General features: G+C 75.2%; 15 protein-coding genes. 7 read left to right on the top strand and 8 right to left on the bottom strand.

Features of this window, described 5'->3' with window-relative positions:
* Nucleotides 1-23: 23 nt before the first annotated feature.
* A complete protein-coding gene (locus BLS70_RS02785) occupies nt 24-1,340 on the top strand; it encodes an MFS transporter (protein ID WP_255362189.1) in 1,317 nt (438 codons plus the stop codon).
* 54 nt (nt 1,341-1,394) lie between these two features.
* Here BLS70_RS02785 and BLS70_RS02780 read toward each other — a convergent pair whose 3' ends face one another.
* A complete protein-coding gene (locus BLS70_RS02780; protein ID WP_091763942.1) occupies nt 1,395-2,222 on the bottom strand; it encodes a helix-turn-helix transcriptional regulator in 828 nt (275 codons plus the stop codon).
* Nucleotides 2,223-2,259: 37 nt separating this feature from the next.
* On the opposite strand from BLS70_RS02780, the gene BLS70_RS02775 reads away from it, so the two are divergent.
* Nucleotides 2,260-2,805 (top strand): maleylpyruvate isomerase family mycothiol-dependent enzyme, encoded by a 546-nt coding sequence (locus tag BLS70_RS02775; protein ID WP_091764225.1) that lies wholly within the window; start codon nt 2,260-2,262, stop codon nt 2,803-2,805.
* A gap of 92 nt (nt 2,806-2,897) precedes the next feature.
* Here the strand turns inward: BLS70_RS02775 and BLS70_RS02770 are convergent, their stop codons facing one another.
* From BLS70_RS02770 to BLS70_RS02760, 3 genes are read right to left on the bottom strand one after another with little or no spacing between them, the layout of a single operon-like run.
* On the bottom strand, nt 2,898-4,517 hold the full coding sequence (locus BLS70_RS02770) for a GMC family oxidoreductase (RefSeq protein ID WP_091763941.1): 1,620 nt from the start codon (nt 4,515-4,517) through the stop codon (nt 2,898-2,900).
* On the bottom strand, nt 4,517-6,070 hold the full coding sequence (locus BLS70_RS02765; protein ID WP_091763940.1) for an aldehyde dehydrogenase family protein: 1,554 nt from the start codon (nt 6,068-6,070) through the stop codon (nt 4,517-4,519). The genes BLS70_RS02770 and BLS70_RS02765 overlap by 1 nt, the downstream gene beginning before the upstream one ends.
* Nucleotides 6,071-6,114: 44 nt before the next feature.
* Nucleotides 6,115-6,597, bottom strand: coding sequence for an ATP-binding protein (locus BLS70_RS02760; RefSeq protein WP_255362188.1), 483 nt, complete (start codon nt 6,595-6,597; stop codon nt 6,115-6,117).
* 75 nt (nt 6,598-6,672) lie between these two features.
* On the opposite strand from BLS70_RS02760, the gene BLS70_RS02755 reads away from it, so the two are divergent.
* Nucleotides 6,673-9,660, top strand: a complete 2,988-nt coding sequence (locus BLS70_RS02755; protein WP_091763939.1) for a sacsin N-terminal ATP-binding-like domain-containing protein — start codon at nt 6,673-6,675, stop codon at nt 9,658-9,660.
* A 59-nt stretch (nt 9,661-9,719) separates the two neighbouring features.
* Here BLS70_RS02755 and BLS70_RS02750 read toward each other — a convergent pair whose 3' ends face one another.
* Nucleotides 9,720-10,088: a hypothetical protein gene (locus tag BLS70_RS02750; protein WP_091763938.1), complete on the bottom strand. Its 369-nt coding sequence runs from the start codon at nt 10,086-10,088 to the stop codon at nt 9,720-9,722.
* 250 nt (nt 10,089-10,338) lie between these two features.
* On the bottom strand, nt 10,339-10,662 hold the full coding sequence (locus BLS70_RS20665) for a hypothetical protein (RefSeq protein WP_176946253.1): 324 nt from the start codon (nt 10,660-10,662) through the stop codon (nt 10,339-10,341).
* Nucleotides 10,663-10,867: 205 nt separating this feature from the next.
* On the opposite strand from BLS70_RS20665, the gene BLS70_RS20660 reads away from it, so the two are divergent.
* The 3 genes from BLS70_RS20660 to fabG all read left to right on the top strand — a co-directional run bounded on the left by BLS70_RS20660 (nt 10,868) and on the right by fabG (nt 13,404).
* A complete protein-coding gene (locus BLS70_RS20660) occupies nt 10,868-11,245 on the top strand; it encodes an STAS domain-containing protein (protein ID WP_176946252.1) in 378 nt (125 codons plus the stop codon).
* A 166-nt stretch (nt 11,246-11,411) separates the two neighbouring features.
* On the top strand, nt 11,412-12,626 hold the full coding sequence (locus BLS70_RS02735) for an acetyl-CoA C-acetyltransferase (protein WP_091763935.1): 1,215 nt from the start codon (nt 11,412-11,414) through the stop codon (nt 12,624-12,626).
* Nucleotides 12,627-12,654: 28 nt separating this feature from the next.
* Nucleotides 12,655-13,404 (top strand): 3-oxoacyl-ACP reductase FabG, encoded by a 750-nt coding sequence (gene fabG, locus BLS70_RS02730; RefSeq protein ID WP_091763934.1) that lies wholly within the window; start codon nt 12,655-12,657, stop codon nt 13,402-13,404.
* A 66-nt stretch (nt 13,405-13,470) separates the two neighbouring features.
* Here fabG and BLS70_RS02725 read toward each other — a convergent pair whose 3' ends face one another.
* A complete protein-coding gene (locus BLS70_RS02725; RefSeq protein WP_091764221.1) occupies nt 13,471-14,337 on the bottom strand; it encodes a DUF1206 domain-containing protein in 867 nt (288 codons plus the stop codon).
* A gap of 67 nt (nt 14,338-14,404) precedes the next feature.
* Nucleotides 14,405-15,241, bottom strand: coding sequence for a DUF1206 domain-containing protein (locus BLS70_RS02720; protein WP_091763933.1), 837 nt, complete (start codon nt 15,239-15,241; stop codon nt 14,405-14,407).
* Nucleotides 15,242-15,341: 100 nt separating this feature from the next.
* Here BLS70_RS02720 and BLS70_RS02715 point away from each other — a divergent pair, with 100 nt between their 5' ends.
* The gene (locus tag BLS70_RS02715; protein ID WP_091763932.1) at nt 15,342-15,986 is read left to right on the top strand and encodes a hypothetical protein; all 645 of its coding nucleotides are present in this window, start codon (nt 15,342-15,344) and stop codon (nt 15,984-15,986) included.
* Nucleotides 15,987-16,044 lie beyond the last annotated feature (58 nt).

Genomic DNA, 16,044 nt, shown 5'->3' with positions numbered 1-16,044 from the left:
GGGCGTCCACCATGCTCTGCGCCGTGACCGTCCCCGCCCCGCCGCGCACCCGCATCCACCCCGCCTGGTGGGTGGCCGCGGTGACCTTCCTGGCGCTGGTGGGCGCGGCGGCGTTCCGCGCCGTGCCCGGGGTGCTCATCGACCCGCTGCGGGAGGAGTTCGGCTGGTCGGTCTCCACGATCTCCGCCGCGGTCGCCATCAACATGGCGCTCTACGGCCTCACCGCACCGTTCGCGGCGGCGCTGATGGAGCGGTTCGGCATCCGTCGCGTCGTCATGTGCGCGCTGCTCGTGGTCGCCGCCGGCAGCGGGCTGACCGTGTTCATGACGGCGAGCTGGCAGCTGGTGCTGCTGTGGGGCGTGCTGGTCGGCCTGGGCGCCGGGGCGATGGCGCTGTCGCTGGTCGCGACGGTGACCAACCGCTGGTTCGTGGCCCGGCGCGGCCTCGTCTCGGGCATCCTCACCGCCGGCGGCGCGGCCGGTCAGCTGGTGTTCCTGCCGCTGGTGGCCTGGATCGACTCCGAGCACGGCTGGCGCGCCGCCTCGCTGGGCACGACGGCCGCCGCCCTCGCCGTCATCCCGCTGGTGGCGTGGCTGCTCCGCGACCGGCCGCGCGACCTCGGCGTCGTCCCCTACGGCGGAACCGCGGCCGACGACCTCGACCCGGTGCGGGTGGGTGCGGGGCGTGCCGCGCTGCAGGGGCTGGCCCTGGCCGCCCGCGCGCGGCCGTTCTGGCTCCTGGCCGGCGGCTTCTTCATCTGCGGCATGTCGACCAACGGGCTGGTGCAGCCGCACTTCATCCCGGCCGCCCACGACCACGGCATGCCGGTGACCACGGCCGCCTCGCTGCTCGCCGTCGTCGGCATCTTCGACATCGTCGGCACGATCTTCTCCGGCTGGCTCACCGACCGGGTCGACCCGCGGCTGCTGCTGCTCGGCTACTACGGCCTGCGCGGGTTCTCGCTGTTCCTGCTGCCGCCGCTGTTCGGCCCCGAGCCGCAGCTGAGCATGGTCGTGTTCATCGTCTTCTACGGCCTGGACTGGGTGGCCACCGTGCCGCCCACCCTGGCGCTGTGCCGCGAGCACTTCGGCGCCCGCGCGCCCGTGGTGTTCGGCTGGGTGTTCGCCTCCCACCAGCTGGGCTCGGCGGTGGCGGCGTTCGGCGGGGGAGTGATCCGCGACGTCACCGGCTCCTACGACCTGGCCTGGTTCCTCGCCGGGGCGCTGTGCATGGCCGCGGCGATCATGTCCGTCTCCATCCGCCGGAACCTCCCGCCGGCCGAGCCGACGGCGCTGCCTCCCGACCCGCAGGAGGCCGCGGCCGCCCAGGCCCACGGCTGAGCGTCCGCTTTTCCGCGGAGAAGCAGGCTGCTCTTCCGCGGGGAAGCGGGGCGGTTAGCCGTACAGGGTGGCGAACTCGCGGGGGGTCATGCCGGTGACGGAGGAGAAGTCCCGGCTGAAGTGGGGCTGGTCGGCGTACCCGAGGGCGGCGGCGACGTCGGCCAGCGAGGTGTCCGAGGTGCGCAGCCGCTCGGCCGCCTCCTGGAGACGACGGCGCTGGATCAGCCACTTCGGGGTCAGCCCGATGCGCCGGTGCACCAGCCGCTGCAGGGCCCGTTCGGAGAGCCCGAACTCCTCGCACACCTGTGCCACGCGGAGGACGTCGCTCCGGGACTCGACGAACTCGACCAGCCGGTTGACCAGCTCGCCCTCCTGGTCGACCGGAAGGTAGGGGCGCAGCGTGTCGGCGAACGCGGCGATCGCCTCGGCGTGCGCGTCCGGTGAGTGCGGGTCGCCGGACATCGCCGTCCGCACCCGGTCGGTGAGCACGCGCCCGGCGTCCCCCAGGACCTCGGCGACGTCGACGGCGCGGTCGGTGTAGCCGGCCATGGGGGAGCCGGCCAGGAGGTACCCGGCCGCGGGTGCGCAGGCGACGCCGACCGCCCAGCCGTCGCCGGTGAGCGTCGTCGTCGACAGCCCCGCGGTGACGCCGTAGAAGCGGGCGTAGTCCTGCGCGACGACGACCAGCGAGTTCGGGTACTGCAGGACCTTCTGCGGCGCCTCCTGCCCCGGCGGCACCGACCACACCGGGATCCAGAACCACCGCACCAGCCCGGCGAAGTCGCCGGGCGCCTCGTACCGGTACATCCGGTGCGAGGCGTCGCGCGGGTCCTTCAGGTGGCCGCGCGCGATGGCGTCCAGGCGCGTGCTGTCGGATTTCATCAAGACCCAGGGTGCCGCACCGGGTCACGCTCGCGGCATGAACGCCACCGCCACCGCGTACGAAGCCGCCGCCACCCCGCTGACCGCCGTCCTCGACACCCTCCCCCCCGGGGCGTGGAGCGCGCCGTCACCGTGCGAGGGCTGGACCGCCGCCGACGTCGTGGCGCACCTGGTCGAGACGCAGCGGGACTTCCTGGGTCAGCGCGGCGTCGACCTGGGCGCGGCGCCCGACGTCGCCGCGGAGCCGGCCGCCGCCTGGCGGGACCACGCGAAGCGCGTCCAGGAAGCGCTCGCGGACGACGTCGTCGCCACGCCCTACGAAAGCTTCTTCGGGCCGAGCACCGTCGGTGGGACCTTCGACCAGTTCTACGTGTGGGACATGGTCGTGCACCGCTGGGACGTCGCCAGCGCGGCCGGCCTGCCCAGCACGCTCACCGACGAGGAGCTCGACCGCATCGAGCGCGGCATCGAGGGCTTCGGCCAGGCGCTGTACATGGAGGGCATCTGCCGGGACGGCGTCGAGCCGCCGGCCGACGCCGACCGCGCCACCCGCCTGCTCGCCCGTCTCGGCCGCCGCCCCTGAGGAAGGACCCCGCTTCTCCGCGGAAAAGCGGGCTGCTCTTCCGCGGAAAAGCGGGCTGCCTTTCCGCGGACAAGCGGGGGGTGGGGACGGCGTCAGCGGGCGGCGGCGAGGGCCGGGTCGACGGTGCGCCCGCGGATCAGGTCGGCCGCCCGCTCGGCGATCATGATCGTCGGCGCGTTCGTGTTCCCGCGGACCAGCGTCGGCATCACCGAGGCGTCGGCCACCCGCAGCCCCTCGATGCCGTGCACCCGCAGCGTGGAGTCGACCACCGCGAGGTCGTCGGTGCCCATCCGGCAGGAGGACACCGGGTGGTACAGCGACTCGAGGGTCTCCCGGACCTTGGCGCGCAGCGCGTCGCGGCCGGTGACCGCAGCCCCCGGTGACCACTCGTCGGCCAGGTACGTCGCCAGCGGGCCGACCGAGGCGATCTCGCGGGCCTTCTCCACGCCGCACACCAGCGCGTCGAGGTCGCGCTCGTCGGTGAGGTAGCCGGCATCGATGGAGGGCGCCCACGTCGGGTCCGCCGAGCGCAGCCGCACCGACCCGCGCGAGTGCACGTCCACCAGCACGATCGCCGAGGTGAACGCATCGACGTCGGGGTCGACCTCGGCCTGCTTCCAGAACTTCACCGGGAGGAAGTGGAACTGCAGGTCGGGCTCGGCGAGGTCCGGTCGGGAGCGGGTGAAGAGCCCCGCCTCGGCCAGGTTCGACGTCAGCGGGCCGCGACGGGCACCGAACCACCGTGCGTACCCGGTCGGGTTCTCCGCCCGGGACAGCGACCGGCCCGACCGCGTGTTCCAGACCACCGGCACCAGCGGGTGGTCCTGCAGCCCGCCGCCCACTCCGGGCAGGTCGTGGACGACGTCGACGCCGACCTCGCGCAGGTGGTCGGCCGGACCGATGCCCGACAGCATGAGCAGCTGCGGGGTGTTCACCGCACCGCCGGAGAGCACCACCTCGGCGTCCGCCCGGGCGGTGTGCAGCGAGCCGTTCCACCGGTACTCGACCCCGGTCACCCGGCCGCTCTCGACCAGCACCCGGGTGGTCAGGGCGCCGGTGCGGACGGTGAGGTTGGGCCGGTTCATCGCGGGGTGCAGGTAGGCGTCGGCCGACGACCAGCGGCGCCCGCGCTTCTGGGTGACCTGGTACAGCCCGGCGCCCTCCTGGGTGGCGCCGTTGAAGTCGTCGTTGCGCGGGTAGCCGGCCGCCACCGCGGACTCCACGACGGCCCTGGTCCACTCGTGCGGGGAGCGGAGGTCCTCCACCCGCAGCGGACCGCCCACCCCGTGCCACCGGTCGGCGCCGCGGGCGTTGTCCTCCATGCGCCGGAAGAGCGGCAGCACGTGCTCGTAGGACCAGGAGGCGTCCCCGGTCAGCGACGCCCACTCGTCGTAGTCGGCGGCCGCACCGCGGATGTAGATCATCGCGTTGATCGACGACGATCCGCCGAGCACCTTGCCGCGCGGCCAGAACAGCTTCCGGCCGTCGAGGCCGGGCTGCTCCTCGGTCGTGTAGTTCCAGTCCCGCCGGGTGCGCCACACCTTGTAGAGGGCGGCTGGGATCTGGACCTCGAGCACCTTGTCCGACCCGCCGGCCTCGAGCAGCAGCACCCGCAGCGACGGGTCCTCGCTCAGCCGGCCCGCCAGTGCGCACCCGGCCGAGCCGGCGCCGACGACGACGACGTCGTACTCCTCCGGGGAGGGGCCGCCCATCAGCGGTGCCGCCCGTGCACCATGCCGATGACCCGGGCCAGTTGGTCGGCGGTGTTGGCCGGGCGGTGGAAGCTCATGACGTTCGTCGGCAGGGCGAACCGCTGCCGGGTGATCGCCTTGGCGCGGGTGAACTCCTTGAGCCCGTCCTCGCCGTGGATCCGCCCGAAGCCCGAGTCGCCGACGCCGCCGAAGGGCAGGGCCGGCACCGAGGCGAAGGTGAGCACGGAGTTGATCGACGTCATGCCGCTGCGCATCCGGCGCGCGAGGTCGAGGGCCCGGGCCTTGGATCCGGAGAAGATCGAGCCGGCCAGGCCGTAGCTGGTGTCGTTGGCCAGCCGCAGCGCCTCCTCCGCGTCGCGCACCCGGGTGATGGTGAGCGTCGGGCCGAAGGTCTCCTCGCGGATCGCCGCCGACTCCTCGGGGACGTCGAGCAGCACGGTGGGCGCGACGTAGCCCTCGCCCGGGAAAGCGTCGTGGTCCGTACCACCGGTGATCACGCGGGCCCCGGCGGAGGCGGCGTCCTGGACGTGGCGGCGCACGACGTCGATCTGGGAGGGCATGGTCATCGGCCCGTAGGTCGCCTCGTCGTCGGACCCCGGGCGCAGCGAGCGCACCTGCGCGGTGACCTCCGCGACGAACCGGTCGTAGACGGCGGCGGTCGCGTAGACGCGTTCCACCCCGATGCAGGTCTGCCCGCCGTTGCTCATCGCGCCCCAGACGGCGGCATCGGCGGCGGCCACCACGTCGGCGTCGTCGTCGACGATCATCGCGTCCTTGCCGCCGAGCTCCATGAGCACCGGCGTCAGGGTCTCGGCGCAGGTGGCCATGACCTTCCGCCCCGTCGGAGCCGAGCCGGTGAAGGCGATCTTGCCGACGCCGGCGCGGCACAGCGCGGCGCCGGTGTCGCCGAACCCGGTGACGACCTGGAAGGCGTCGGCGGCGTCCGGGACGGCGGCCCGCCAGGCCGCGGCCAGCCAGGCGCCGATGGCCGGCGTGTACTCCGAGGGCTTGAAGACGACGGCGTTGCCCGCGGCCAGGGCGTAGGCGATCGAACCCATCGGCGTGAACACCGGGTAGTTCCACGGGCCGATGACGCCGACCACGCCCAGCGGCTGGTACTCCAGGTAGGCGGCGTGGTTGGCGGCCAGCAGGCCGACCCGCACCCGGCGGGGGCCGAGCGCCTTGCGGGCGTGGTGCGAGGCCCAGGCCAGGTGGTCGATCGCGAGGCTGATCTCGAGGATCGCGTCGGCGTGCGGCTTGCCGTTCTCGCGGTGGACCAGGTCGGCGAGCTCGTGCAGGCGGCGGGCGAGGTAGCCGCGGTAGGCGTCCAGCCGCTGCCGGCGGCCGTCGAAGCCGAGTGCGGCCCAGCTCGCGGCGGCCTCGCGGGCCTGCTCGACCGTCGAGCCGACGGCGTCGGCGTCGTGCAGCGGGAAGACGCCGACGACCGCTCCGGTGGCCGGGTCGGTGGACTCGAAGGTGCGCGAGGTGGCGTGCCGGTCGACGCTGCCGGCCGACTCACCGGTGACCGTGTCCATCTCTTCGGCGAGCGACATGGAGCGCAGGTTACCGGTGGGTCACCTGGGGAGCCGGACGACCGTCAGTCGGCGACGACGACGGCCCAGGCGGTCTTCTGGCCGCGGCCCACGCTGGTCCAGCCGTGCGCCAGGGAGAGGTCGGCGACGAGGTAGAGGCCGAAGCCGCCCTTGCCCGGATCGCGTCCCTGCGCCGGGGTGGGCGGCACGTCGGGGGAGGAGTCGCTCACCGCGATCAGCCACTGGTCGTCGACCCGGCTCAGCGCGGCCGCGACGGGGGCGCCGCCGTGGCGGAGGGCGTTGGAGGCCAGTTCGTCGGCGATGAGCACCAGCCGCTCGGACCAGTGGTCCTCCTCGGGCCGCTCGACGGTGGCGCTGCCGGTCATCGTGGCCCGCAGCCGGGAGCGCAGCCCGGCGAGCTCGCCCAGCGAGTTCAGGTTCTGGCACCACAGCTCGGTGAAGCCGTGCGGCAGACGCGTGCACTCCCAGAGCGCCACCGTCACCGCCTTCCCCAGCTCCTGCGACCTGTTCCAGCGGTCGATGCACATCCCGTGCCCGATCCGTGCCGTCCCGAACCCCGGAGTCACCCGGAGGGGTCGGGCGGGACTCTAGGGTCGCGCCTCATGGGGAGCCCGCTCGTCGCCGATCCCTTCGGCACCGCGGAGCTGCGCCGCCGTGTGCTCGCCGCGTGGACCGACTCCCCGGCGCGCTTCCGCGAGGACGCCAACGCCGAGGAGGACCTGGTCCGCGGCGGGTACCGCGACCGGCTGCTGGTCGAGCTGGCGCAGAACGCCGCCGACGCCGCCCGGCGGGCCGGCACACCGGGACGGCTGCGCCTGGAGCTGACCGGCGGGGGCGAGCCGGTGCTGCGCGCGGCGAACACCGGCGCACCGCTGGACGCGGCAGGAGTCCAGGGGCTCGCGTCCCTGCGCGCCTCGGCCAAGCGCGACGACCCGGCGAGCGTCGGCCGCTTCGGCGTCGGGTTCGCCGCGGTGCTGGCGGTGACCGACGAGCCGGCCGTCCTCTCGCGGACCGGCGGGGTGCGGTTCAGCGCCGCGCGCACCCGGGCGGCGGTCGCCGGGGTGCCCGATCTCGCCGCCGAGCTGGCCAGTCGGGACGGCGCCGTCCCCGTCCTGCGGCTCCCCGAGCCCGCCGACGGCGCACCGCCGGAGAGGTTCGACACCGAGGTGGTCCTCCCGCTGCTGCCGGGCACCCGGGACGACGTCGCCGCGGCGCTGACCGGCCTGCGCGCCGAGTTGCTGCTCGCGCTCCCCGGGCTGGAGCGGATCGAGGTGGTCCTCGACGGCTCCCGCCGTGTGCTGGCGCGGGCGGGCGCGCCGCCGCTGCTGCGACTCACCGACGGCGACGTCGTCACCCGTTGGGCGGTCGCGACCGGGACCGGTGAGCTGTCCGCGGAGCTGCTCGCGGGCCGGCCGGTCGAGGAGCGGGCACGGCGGGCCTGGACGCTCACCTGGGCGGTGCCGGTCGACGACGACGGCGTGCCCGTGCCGCTGCCCGGCCGGCAGGTCGTGCACGCGCCCACGCCGAGCGACGAGCCCCTGAGCCTGCCGCTGCGCCTGATCGCGCCCTTCCCACTGGCGGCCGACCGTCGGCACGTGCTCCCCGGCCCGGTCACCGACGTGCTCGTGGCCGCGGCCGCCGACGTCCTCGCCGCGCTCCTGGCCGAGCTGCCGCCCGATCCCGTGCTACTGGCGCTCGTCCCGCGGCTCCGGCTGGCGGGGGCGGACCTCGACGCCGCCGTGTGCGCCGCGGTCCTCGACCGGCTGCGCGTCACCGCGTGGCTGCCCGAGGCCGGGGAGGACGCCCGGATCCCGCCGTCGCGGGCCGTGGTCCTGGCCGACGCCTCCCCGGAGCGGATCGCGGCGCTCATCGGTGTGCTGCCCGACCTGCTGCCGCACGCGTGGTCGTCGCGCTCGGGCGAGGCGGCACGAGCGGCGCTGGGCGTCCGGCGCACCGGGATCGCCGAGGCGGTCGAGGCGGTGCGCGGGGTGGACCGGCCGCCGGGCTGGTGGGCCCGGCTCTACGCGGCGCTGGACGGGGCCGACCGCGAGGAGCTCGGTGCCCTCCCGGTGCCCCTGGCCGACGGCCGGACCGCCCACGGGCCGGCCGGCGTGCTGCTGCCGGGGGAGGGGCTGCCGGTCGCCCGGCTGTCCCCGCTCGGGCTGCGCCTGGCCGACCCCGAGGCGGTGGCGCCGCCGGCGGCCCGCCGGCTCCTGGAGCGACTCGCCGCCCGACCGGCGACGCCCGCCGCGGTGCTGGCCGACCCCGCTGTCCGCGTCGCGGTGGAGGGGTCGCTGGAGGCGGTGGAGGACGTGGTCGCCGGTGCGCCGGATCCGGCCGACCTCGCCGATGCGGTGCTCGCCCTGGTCGCCGCCGCGGGCCCGGCGGCCGAGGGCGTGCCCTGGCTCGCCGAGCTGGCCCTGCCCGACGCCGACGGCGGGTGGGCGCCCGCGGGCGAGTTGCTGCTGCCCGGCTCCGGGCTGGCCGACGTCCTGGAGCCGGGCTCGCTCGGCGCGCTCGACGCCGCCTTCGCCGCGACGGCGGACGCCGGGGCGCTGCGTCGCGTCGGTGTCCTGGGGACCTTCGCCGTCGCCTCCGCGGAGGACCCGGAGGAGCTCGACGTCGACGGCGCCGACGACTGGATCGACACCGCGCTCGACCGGCTGCCCGCCGGCGCGCCGCCGCCTGCGTGGCCGGTCGTGACCGCCGTCCGGGACCTCGAGCTGGTGACCGACTGGCCGGCCGCGCTGCGGCTGCTGGCCGCACTGCCCACCGGGACGTGGGACGACGTCGCGCTGGACGGGGTGGCGGTGCCGGGCTACCTGCGCTGGTGGCTGTCCACCCGTCCTGTCCTCGACGGGCAGCGCCCCGACCGGCTGCGCCGGCCCGGACCAGGGCCGTTGCAGGGACTGTACGAACCGGCGGACGTGGCGCCGCGGCTGCTCGACCTGCTCCGGCCGCCTGCGACCGTGGCCGACGTGGTGGCCGACGTGGACGGCGCCCTGCACCTGCTGGAGCGCCTCGGCGACGGCACCCGCACGGTGCGGTGGTCCGTGCTCCGGACGGTGTACGCGCAGCTGGCCCGGGCCCTGGACGGCGTGGACGTCGAGCCGCCGCAGCGGGTGCGGGTGGCTCCCGACCGGGTCTCGGCCGACGCCGTCGTCCTGGACCAGCCGTGGTTGCAGCCACTGGTGCGAACCGACGTCGTCCCGGCCGGGGGCCTGGCGGTGGCGGTGGCCGACCTGCTGGACCTGCCGCTGGCCTCGGAGGTCGTCAGGGCGTCCGGGCCCGGGGTCCCGGGGGCCGCCCGGCGCTGGGTGGAGCTGCCGGGCGCGGACCTGGCGGCCGCCCGGCTCGACCTGGACGAGCTGCCCGGTGAGGTCGCGGTGGACGAGTGCCTCGCCGTCGGCGGGACGCCGTTGCGGTGGTGGCCGGGGGAGCCGGACCTGGTCGACGGTAGCCCGGACTCGCTCGGCCGGGCACTGGCGTGGCGGACCGGTCGTTGGGAGCTGCGCCAGGCCCTGGCCGAGGTGTTCGCGCACCCCGATCGAGCCTCCGACCTGGCGGCCGAGGACTCGATCGAGGATTGACGCGGCCCCCTCCGGAGGCTCGCCGCGAGCGTGCGAGCGGGGAGAGGGAGGGGGTCCTTTTACTGGCCCCAGCGGGGGATGGCGGCGGCTCCGGGGGCGTGGCCGTGCGTCGACGGCCGGCCGCCGCGTCCCGGTCGCGGAGCTCCCGGGCGGGGCGCCCGTGACGTCCGGGTCCAGCAGTCGAACAGCGATCGCCACTGGGCACTGGTGAGGGCCGTCGGGCGGGCGGTCGGCGGCAGTCCCTCGTGCCGCAGCCACTGGACACCGGCGGTGCCGGGCAGCTGGGCGCGCAGCAACGGCCCCAGCGGCGCCGACGCGGAGGCCAGCACGGCGGAGGCGAGCCGGTCGAACGCGGCGGTCTCGGACTCGGGCAGGCCGGCGCGGGCATCGGCTGCAGGGCCGACGAGTGGGGAACTCGGGCGTGACAAGGGGACCTCCAGGTGAGGCGGTGCGGGCGTCCGCGGGCAGCACGGCGCCCGGCGGACGGGGGAGAGGAGGCGGTGACCGGGAGCGGACGTCGGTCACCGCGGCCGCACGGGACTGGGCCGGGTGCGGCGGAGCGCGACGGCTCGGAAAGGGCCTGGAGAGAGCTCCGGCCCGGATCTCAGGAGGTGCGCAGGCGCACTGAGTGACGCATGCCCGGCAGCGTACGAACCGGTCGGAGAGCCGTCGAGCGGTTTACGCGCCGCTGTCCGGGCGGCCGGCCTGGCGTGCGCGGTGCGCCTCCCACTTGAGGCGGTCCCGCTCGCGTGCGTCCTTGTTCCGGTCCCACTTCTCCTGGCGCCGCCGGGCGCGCGCGAGCTCCCGCTCCTCGTACGTGGAGTGCTGGTCCCAGCCGCTGGCGGCGACGGTGATGCCCACGGCGGTGACCAGCACGGTGGCGACGGCCGCGGCGACGACCACGTCGAGCTCGGCGAAGGCCCAGGCGATGAGGGCGACGGCGACGATCGCCGCGAGCACCGTGCCGACGACCCGTGGTGCGCGCTTCGCCTTCGTCGTCACCGGCCCAGTATCCGCCCGCCGGTCACCGCGCGTGGACGGCCTCCCGACCCCGCGCCCTTGCCAGGAGGGGGCCCCTGCTCCTACCTTGTGGGTGGCGGTTCAACAGCAAGCCGTTACCTGCGCTTCGGTTCTGACGTGCCGCCCCTACCGGGCACGTGCGATCGCCGCTCCGGGTTTTCGGTACCAACCGCCCGAGAGGCCCACCATGGCCGCATCATTCGCAGAACCCCCCGTCACCGATCTGGTCCGCGTCGACGTCGTCGCGCTCGGTCGCACCGTGCGGGTCATCGCCACCGGTGAGATCGACTCCTCCTCCTCGCCCGTCTTCGAGCGCCACCTGGACGGCGTGCTCGAGGGATCGCTCGACGAGCTGGTCATCGACCTGTGCGCCGTCACCTTCCTCGACTCCGCCGGGTTGTGCGTCCTGGCCTCGGTGCACCGCCGGGCCCGTGAGCGCCAGGTCCCCATGCGCGTCCTCGCCTCCTCGCGCGCCGTCGTGCGCCCGCTCCAGATCACCGGCCTCTGGCGGCTCCTGGGCGCCGAGCAGGTCGATCCCAGGACCGGCGACCAGAGCGTCGCCTGATCTCCCGCTGAGCATCCCGGGCGTTCCGCCCGTCCTCCGGTAGCCCACCGCGCCCGCGTGACCGGCGCGTGGGAGGGTGCCTGCAGGCCCAGCTGTGCCGCCGGGCACACTTCCCACGACGTGCGCCGGCCGCTCGGAGGGCCGCGGACCTACCTGGAGGAACCCCGTGCGAGATGCGGTCATCTGCGAGCCCCTGCGAACCCCGGTGGGCGGCTTCGGCGGCTCCCTGCGCGACGTCCCGGTCCAGGAGCTCGCCGCGACGGTCATCCGGGCGCTGATCGAGCGCACCGGCCTCCCGCCCGAGGCGGTCGAGGACGTGCTGCTGGGCCACTGCTACCCGACCATGGACGCGCCGGCGATCGGCCGCGTCGCGGCGCTGGACGCGGGGCTCCCGGTCACCGCCTCCGGTGTGCAGATCGACCGGCGCTGCGGCTCGGGCCTGCAGGCCGTCGTCAACGCCGCCATGCAGGTGCAGTCGGGCGCCTCCGACCTGGTCCTGGCCGGCGGCGCGGAGTCGATGAGCAACGCGCCGTTCTTCTCTACCGCGATGCGCTGGGGCGTGCGGGCCGGCACCGGCGTCCTCCTGGAGGACGGTCTGGTCCGCGGCCGCGTCACGGCCGGTGGCGTCAACCACCCGGTGCCCGGCGGGATGATCGAGACCGCGGAGAACCTGCGCCGCGAGTACAAGATCGGGCGCGAGGAGCAGGACGAGTACGCGGTGCGCAGCCACCAGCGCGCCGCCGCCGCCGTCGAGGCCGGCCGGTTCGCCGACGAGATCGTGCCCGTCACCGTCAAGGGCCGGAAGGGCGACACCGTCGTCGACCGCGACGAGCACATCCGGCCGGAGGCGAACGTCGAGACCCTCGCCCGCCTCCGCCCGATCATGGGCAAGGCCGACGACGAGGCCACCGTCACCGCCGGCAACGCCAGCGGCCAGAACGACGGCGCGGCGGTCTGCATCGTGACCACGCCGGAGAAGGCCGCCGAGCTGGGCCTGCGCCCGCTGGCCAGGCTCGTCTCGTGGAGCGTGGCCGGCGTCCCGCCGCGCACCATGGGCATCGGCCCCGTGCCGGCGACGGCCAAGGCGCTGGCGATCGCCGGGCTGAGCCTGGCCCAGATCGACCTCGTCGAGCTCAACGAGGCCTTCGCCAGCCAGGTCCTCGCCGTCGCCCGCGAGTGGGAGTTCACCGAGAAGGACTGGGAGCGGACGAACGTCAACGGCTCCGGCATCTCCCTCGGTCACCCGGTGGGCGCGACCGGCGGCCGCATCCTCGCCACGCTGCTGCGCGAGATGGACCGGCGAGAGGCCCGGTACGGGCTGGAGACGATGTGCATCGGCGGCGGGCAGGGCCTGGCCGCGGTGTTCGAGCGCGTCGCCTGAACCCCCCCCTGACGAAGAGGAGCACGACATGAGCAAGGTCGCGATCGTCACCGGCGCTGCGCGCGGCATCGGGGCGGCCACCGCCCAGCGGCTGGCGCAGGACGGCTTCGCCGTCGCCGTCCTGGACCTGAAGGCCGACGACTGCGCCGACACGGTGTCCGCCATCGAGTCCGCCGGCGGGAAGGCCCTGGCCGTGGGCGCCGACGTCAGCGACGCCGAGCAGGTGCAGGCCGCCGTCGACCGCATCGCCGCGGAGCTCGGCCCGCCGGTCGTGCTGGTCAACAACGCCGGCGTCACCCGCGACAACCTGCTGTTCAAGATGAGCGACGCCGACTGGGACGTCGTCATGAACGTGCACCTGCGTGGCTCGTTCCTCATGACCCGCGCCGCCCAGAAGCACATGATCGAGGCCAAGTGGGGCCGGATCGTGAACCTGTCCAGCACCTCGGCACTGGGCAACCGCGGCCAGGCCAACTACGCCACGGCCAAGGCCGGGCTCCAGGGCTTCACCAAGACCCTCGCCATCGAGCTCGGCAAGTTCGGCGTCACCGCCAACTCGATCGCCCCCGGGTTCATCCAGACCGAGATGACCAAGGCCACCGCCGAGCGCATCGGCGAGGAGTGGGAGTCCTACGTGGCCAAGCGCGCGGCCGCGATCCCGGTCGCCCGCGCCGGCATCCCCGAGGACATCGCGCACACCGTCTCGTTCTTCGTGAGCGAGGGCGCGGGGTTCATCTCCGGCCAGGTCGTCTACGTGGCCGGCGGCCCGCGCAACTGAAGGACCCCCTTCCCCCCACCCGTCGCGCGCTCGGGGCGGGGCCCTGAAGGGGGCCGTCGAACCACCTCACTCCGACGGATCGCGGTCGGGGTACCGCGCGCGGGCGAGGGCGTAGACCCCGAACGCCGCGAACCCGACCGCGATCCCGGCCAGCAGCCAGGGGCCGGCGTCCACCCCGGCGATCGCCGTCATGGCGCCGTCCAGGCCGGTGGCGTCAGTGACGTCGGCCGAGCTGGCCGCACGCCACAGCAGGACGCCGACCAGCCCGAACGCGATGCCCTTGGCGACGTAGCCGACCCGGCCGATGCCCTCGATGACCGGCTCCCACCGGTCGGGGGCGGCGGGCAGGTCGACGTCCTTCATGAAGCCGCCGGTGAACCCGCGGGCCAGGGTGTAGAGGCCGACGGCGACCACCCCCGCGGCGACGAGGTACACCGCCGCCTCGCCGCCCGGGATCTCCAGCACCTCGTCGGTGAGCTCGGGCAGCCGCTCGTCGGCCTCGTACTCCAGGCCCAGGGCGAACAGCAGCGCCGTGACACCGAAGAACGCGTACACGCCGCCCTTGGCCAGGCACTTCACGCACACGACCGCCGCGCGCCGCCGCCGGGCGGGATCGAGCAAGCCGCGCCACCACAGCAGCACCTCGGCGGCCTGCCAGAGCCCGAGGCAGAGCAGACCCAGGCCGATGAGCCACAGCAGCGCGCGGCCCCCCGGCCCGGAGCCGACGAGCTGCAGCGCGCCGGTCTGGTCGGCGTCGGCACCCCGCAGGCCCAGCGCCATGCGGGCGGCCAGGACGGCGATGAGCAGGTGCATCGCGCCGTAGGCGATCAGGCCGACGCGGGCCAGGTGCCGGAGCACCGGGTGGTCGGTGACCTCGCGCGCCTGCTCGACGGCGGCGTGCACCCGATCGAGCAGGACGCGGGCGGACGGCACCCGCTGATCGTGCGGGACGTCGTCGTCCACGGCGACCCGGCCGGCCGCCCGGCGGGGTTCGATGCGGTCAGGTGCGCTCGGGGTAGCGGGCGCGCACGAAGAGGTACGTCCCGAACGCGGCGATGCCCAGCGCGACCAGCGTCAGCAGGAACTGGCCGAACGGCGCCTCGAGGATCGTCCGCAGCGCGCCGTCGAGGCCGCTCGCGTCGGCCGGGTCGAAGGTGACCGCCGCGTGCACCAGCAGACCGCCCACGACGCCCAGCGCGACGCCCTTGCCGGGGTAGCCGACCTGTCCGAGCCGGGTGACCAGCCGGGTGGCCGTCGGCGGGGCTTCGGCCAGGTCGATCTCCTTGAGGAAGTGCTTCGTGACGCCCTTGTAGACGTGGTAGATGCCCACGCCGATGAGCACGAGCCCGGCGGCGCCCACCAGCCACCGCCCGGCCGGCCAGCCGAAGACGCCGGCCGCCGTGCTCTGCTGCTGCTGGGAACTGGACCCGCCGCCGCCGGTGGCGAAGCGGATGGCCAGCACGGCCAGCGCGGCGTAGACGATCGCCTTGGCCACGGCCTTCGCCGACTTCTTCACCGCCTTGCTGCGGGCGTCACCGGACGCCGACCAGCCGGAGCGCCAGCGCAGCACCTCCAGCGCCTGCCACACCGCCAGAGCGATGAGCCCGAGGGCGATGATCCAGAGCAGCGGCTTGCCGACCGGCGACTCGGCCACGGTCGAGAGCGCGCCCGACTGGTCGGCCGACTCGCTGCTCGTGCCCCAGGCCAGCTGGAGGGCCAGCCACGCCACCAGCAGGTGCACGACCCCGTAGGACACCAGCCCCACGCGGGCCAGGTTCTCGAGGCCGTCGCCGTCGGCGGCCCCCAGCACTGCACGGGTCGAACGCTGCTCGCTCATGGCCCACCTCGATCGGAGAAGAAGATCAACGCCTCAGCGTGGCACGCATGTGGGTGCGGTGCCTGCCGCCGTGCCCGCACGGGTGAGGGACACTGGAGGCGTGTCGAGCGCCGGAACCGTCCTGACCGCCCAGCCGACCCGCGAGGTCGCCCGACGGGCGTGGCCGCAGTGGCTCGCGCTGGGCGTGGCGATGCTCGTCGTCGCCGGGATGTCGATCGCGTGGTCCGACGGCGGCGCACGGCTGCTCCTCGGCGCGCTGGGTCTTTTCCTCGCGGTCCGCGGCGGCGTGCTGCTGCGCAGCGCGCCGGGCCTGGACGGCGAGCTGGCCGGCCGCGCCCGGACCCTCGGTTCGGTGGCCGCCGTCGCCGGCGTGGCGGCGCTCGTCATCGCGCTGGTGTCCGGCGTCGCGGCCGCCCGCGTGCTGCTGGTGGGGGTGCCGGTGCTGCTCCTGGGCGGTGCGCTGGCGCTGCTCACCCGCAGCGGCACCGCCCGCCGCGCCGGTCAGGCGTTGCTCGTGTGGGGCGTGCTGGTCACCGGCCTGCTGGTCGTCACCGGCGTCGCGAAGGACTGGGACCGCGCGGCCGACGCCGCGACGGTGGTGGCCGCCCTGGCCGTCGCCGTCCTGGCGGTGCCGGTGCTGGTCAGCGCGGTGAACCTGCGCGCGGTCGCCGCCCAGCCGGCACCCGCGCCGACCGGCGGTGGGTGCGGCGGCTGCGCCTGCGGAGCGGGTGGCTGCGGCGCCTGAGCGCCGGAGGGTCCGGCACGGAACCGTGTCGTCGGGGCGGCCCGGCGGGTAGGGGCAG

Source organism: Blastococcus aurantiacus (genome assembly GCF_900102425.1).
Classification (GTDB): Bacteria; Actinomycetota; Actinomycetes; order Mycobacteriales; family Geodermatophilaceae; genus Blastococcus; species Blastococcus aurantiacus.
The sequence above is the reverse complement of the archived record's forward strand: the minus strand, read 5'-3'. Positions and strand labels throughout refer to the sequence as shown.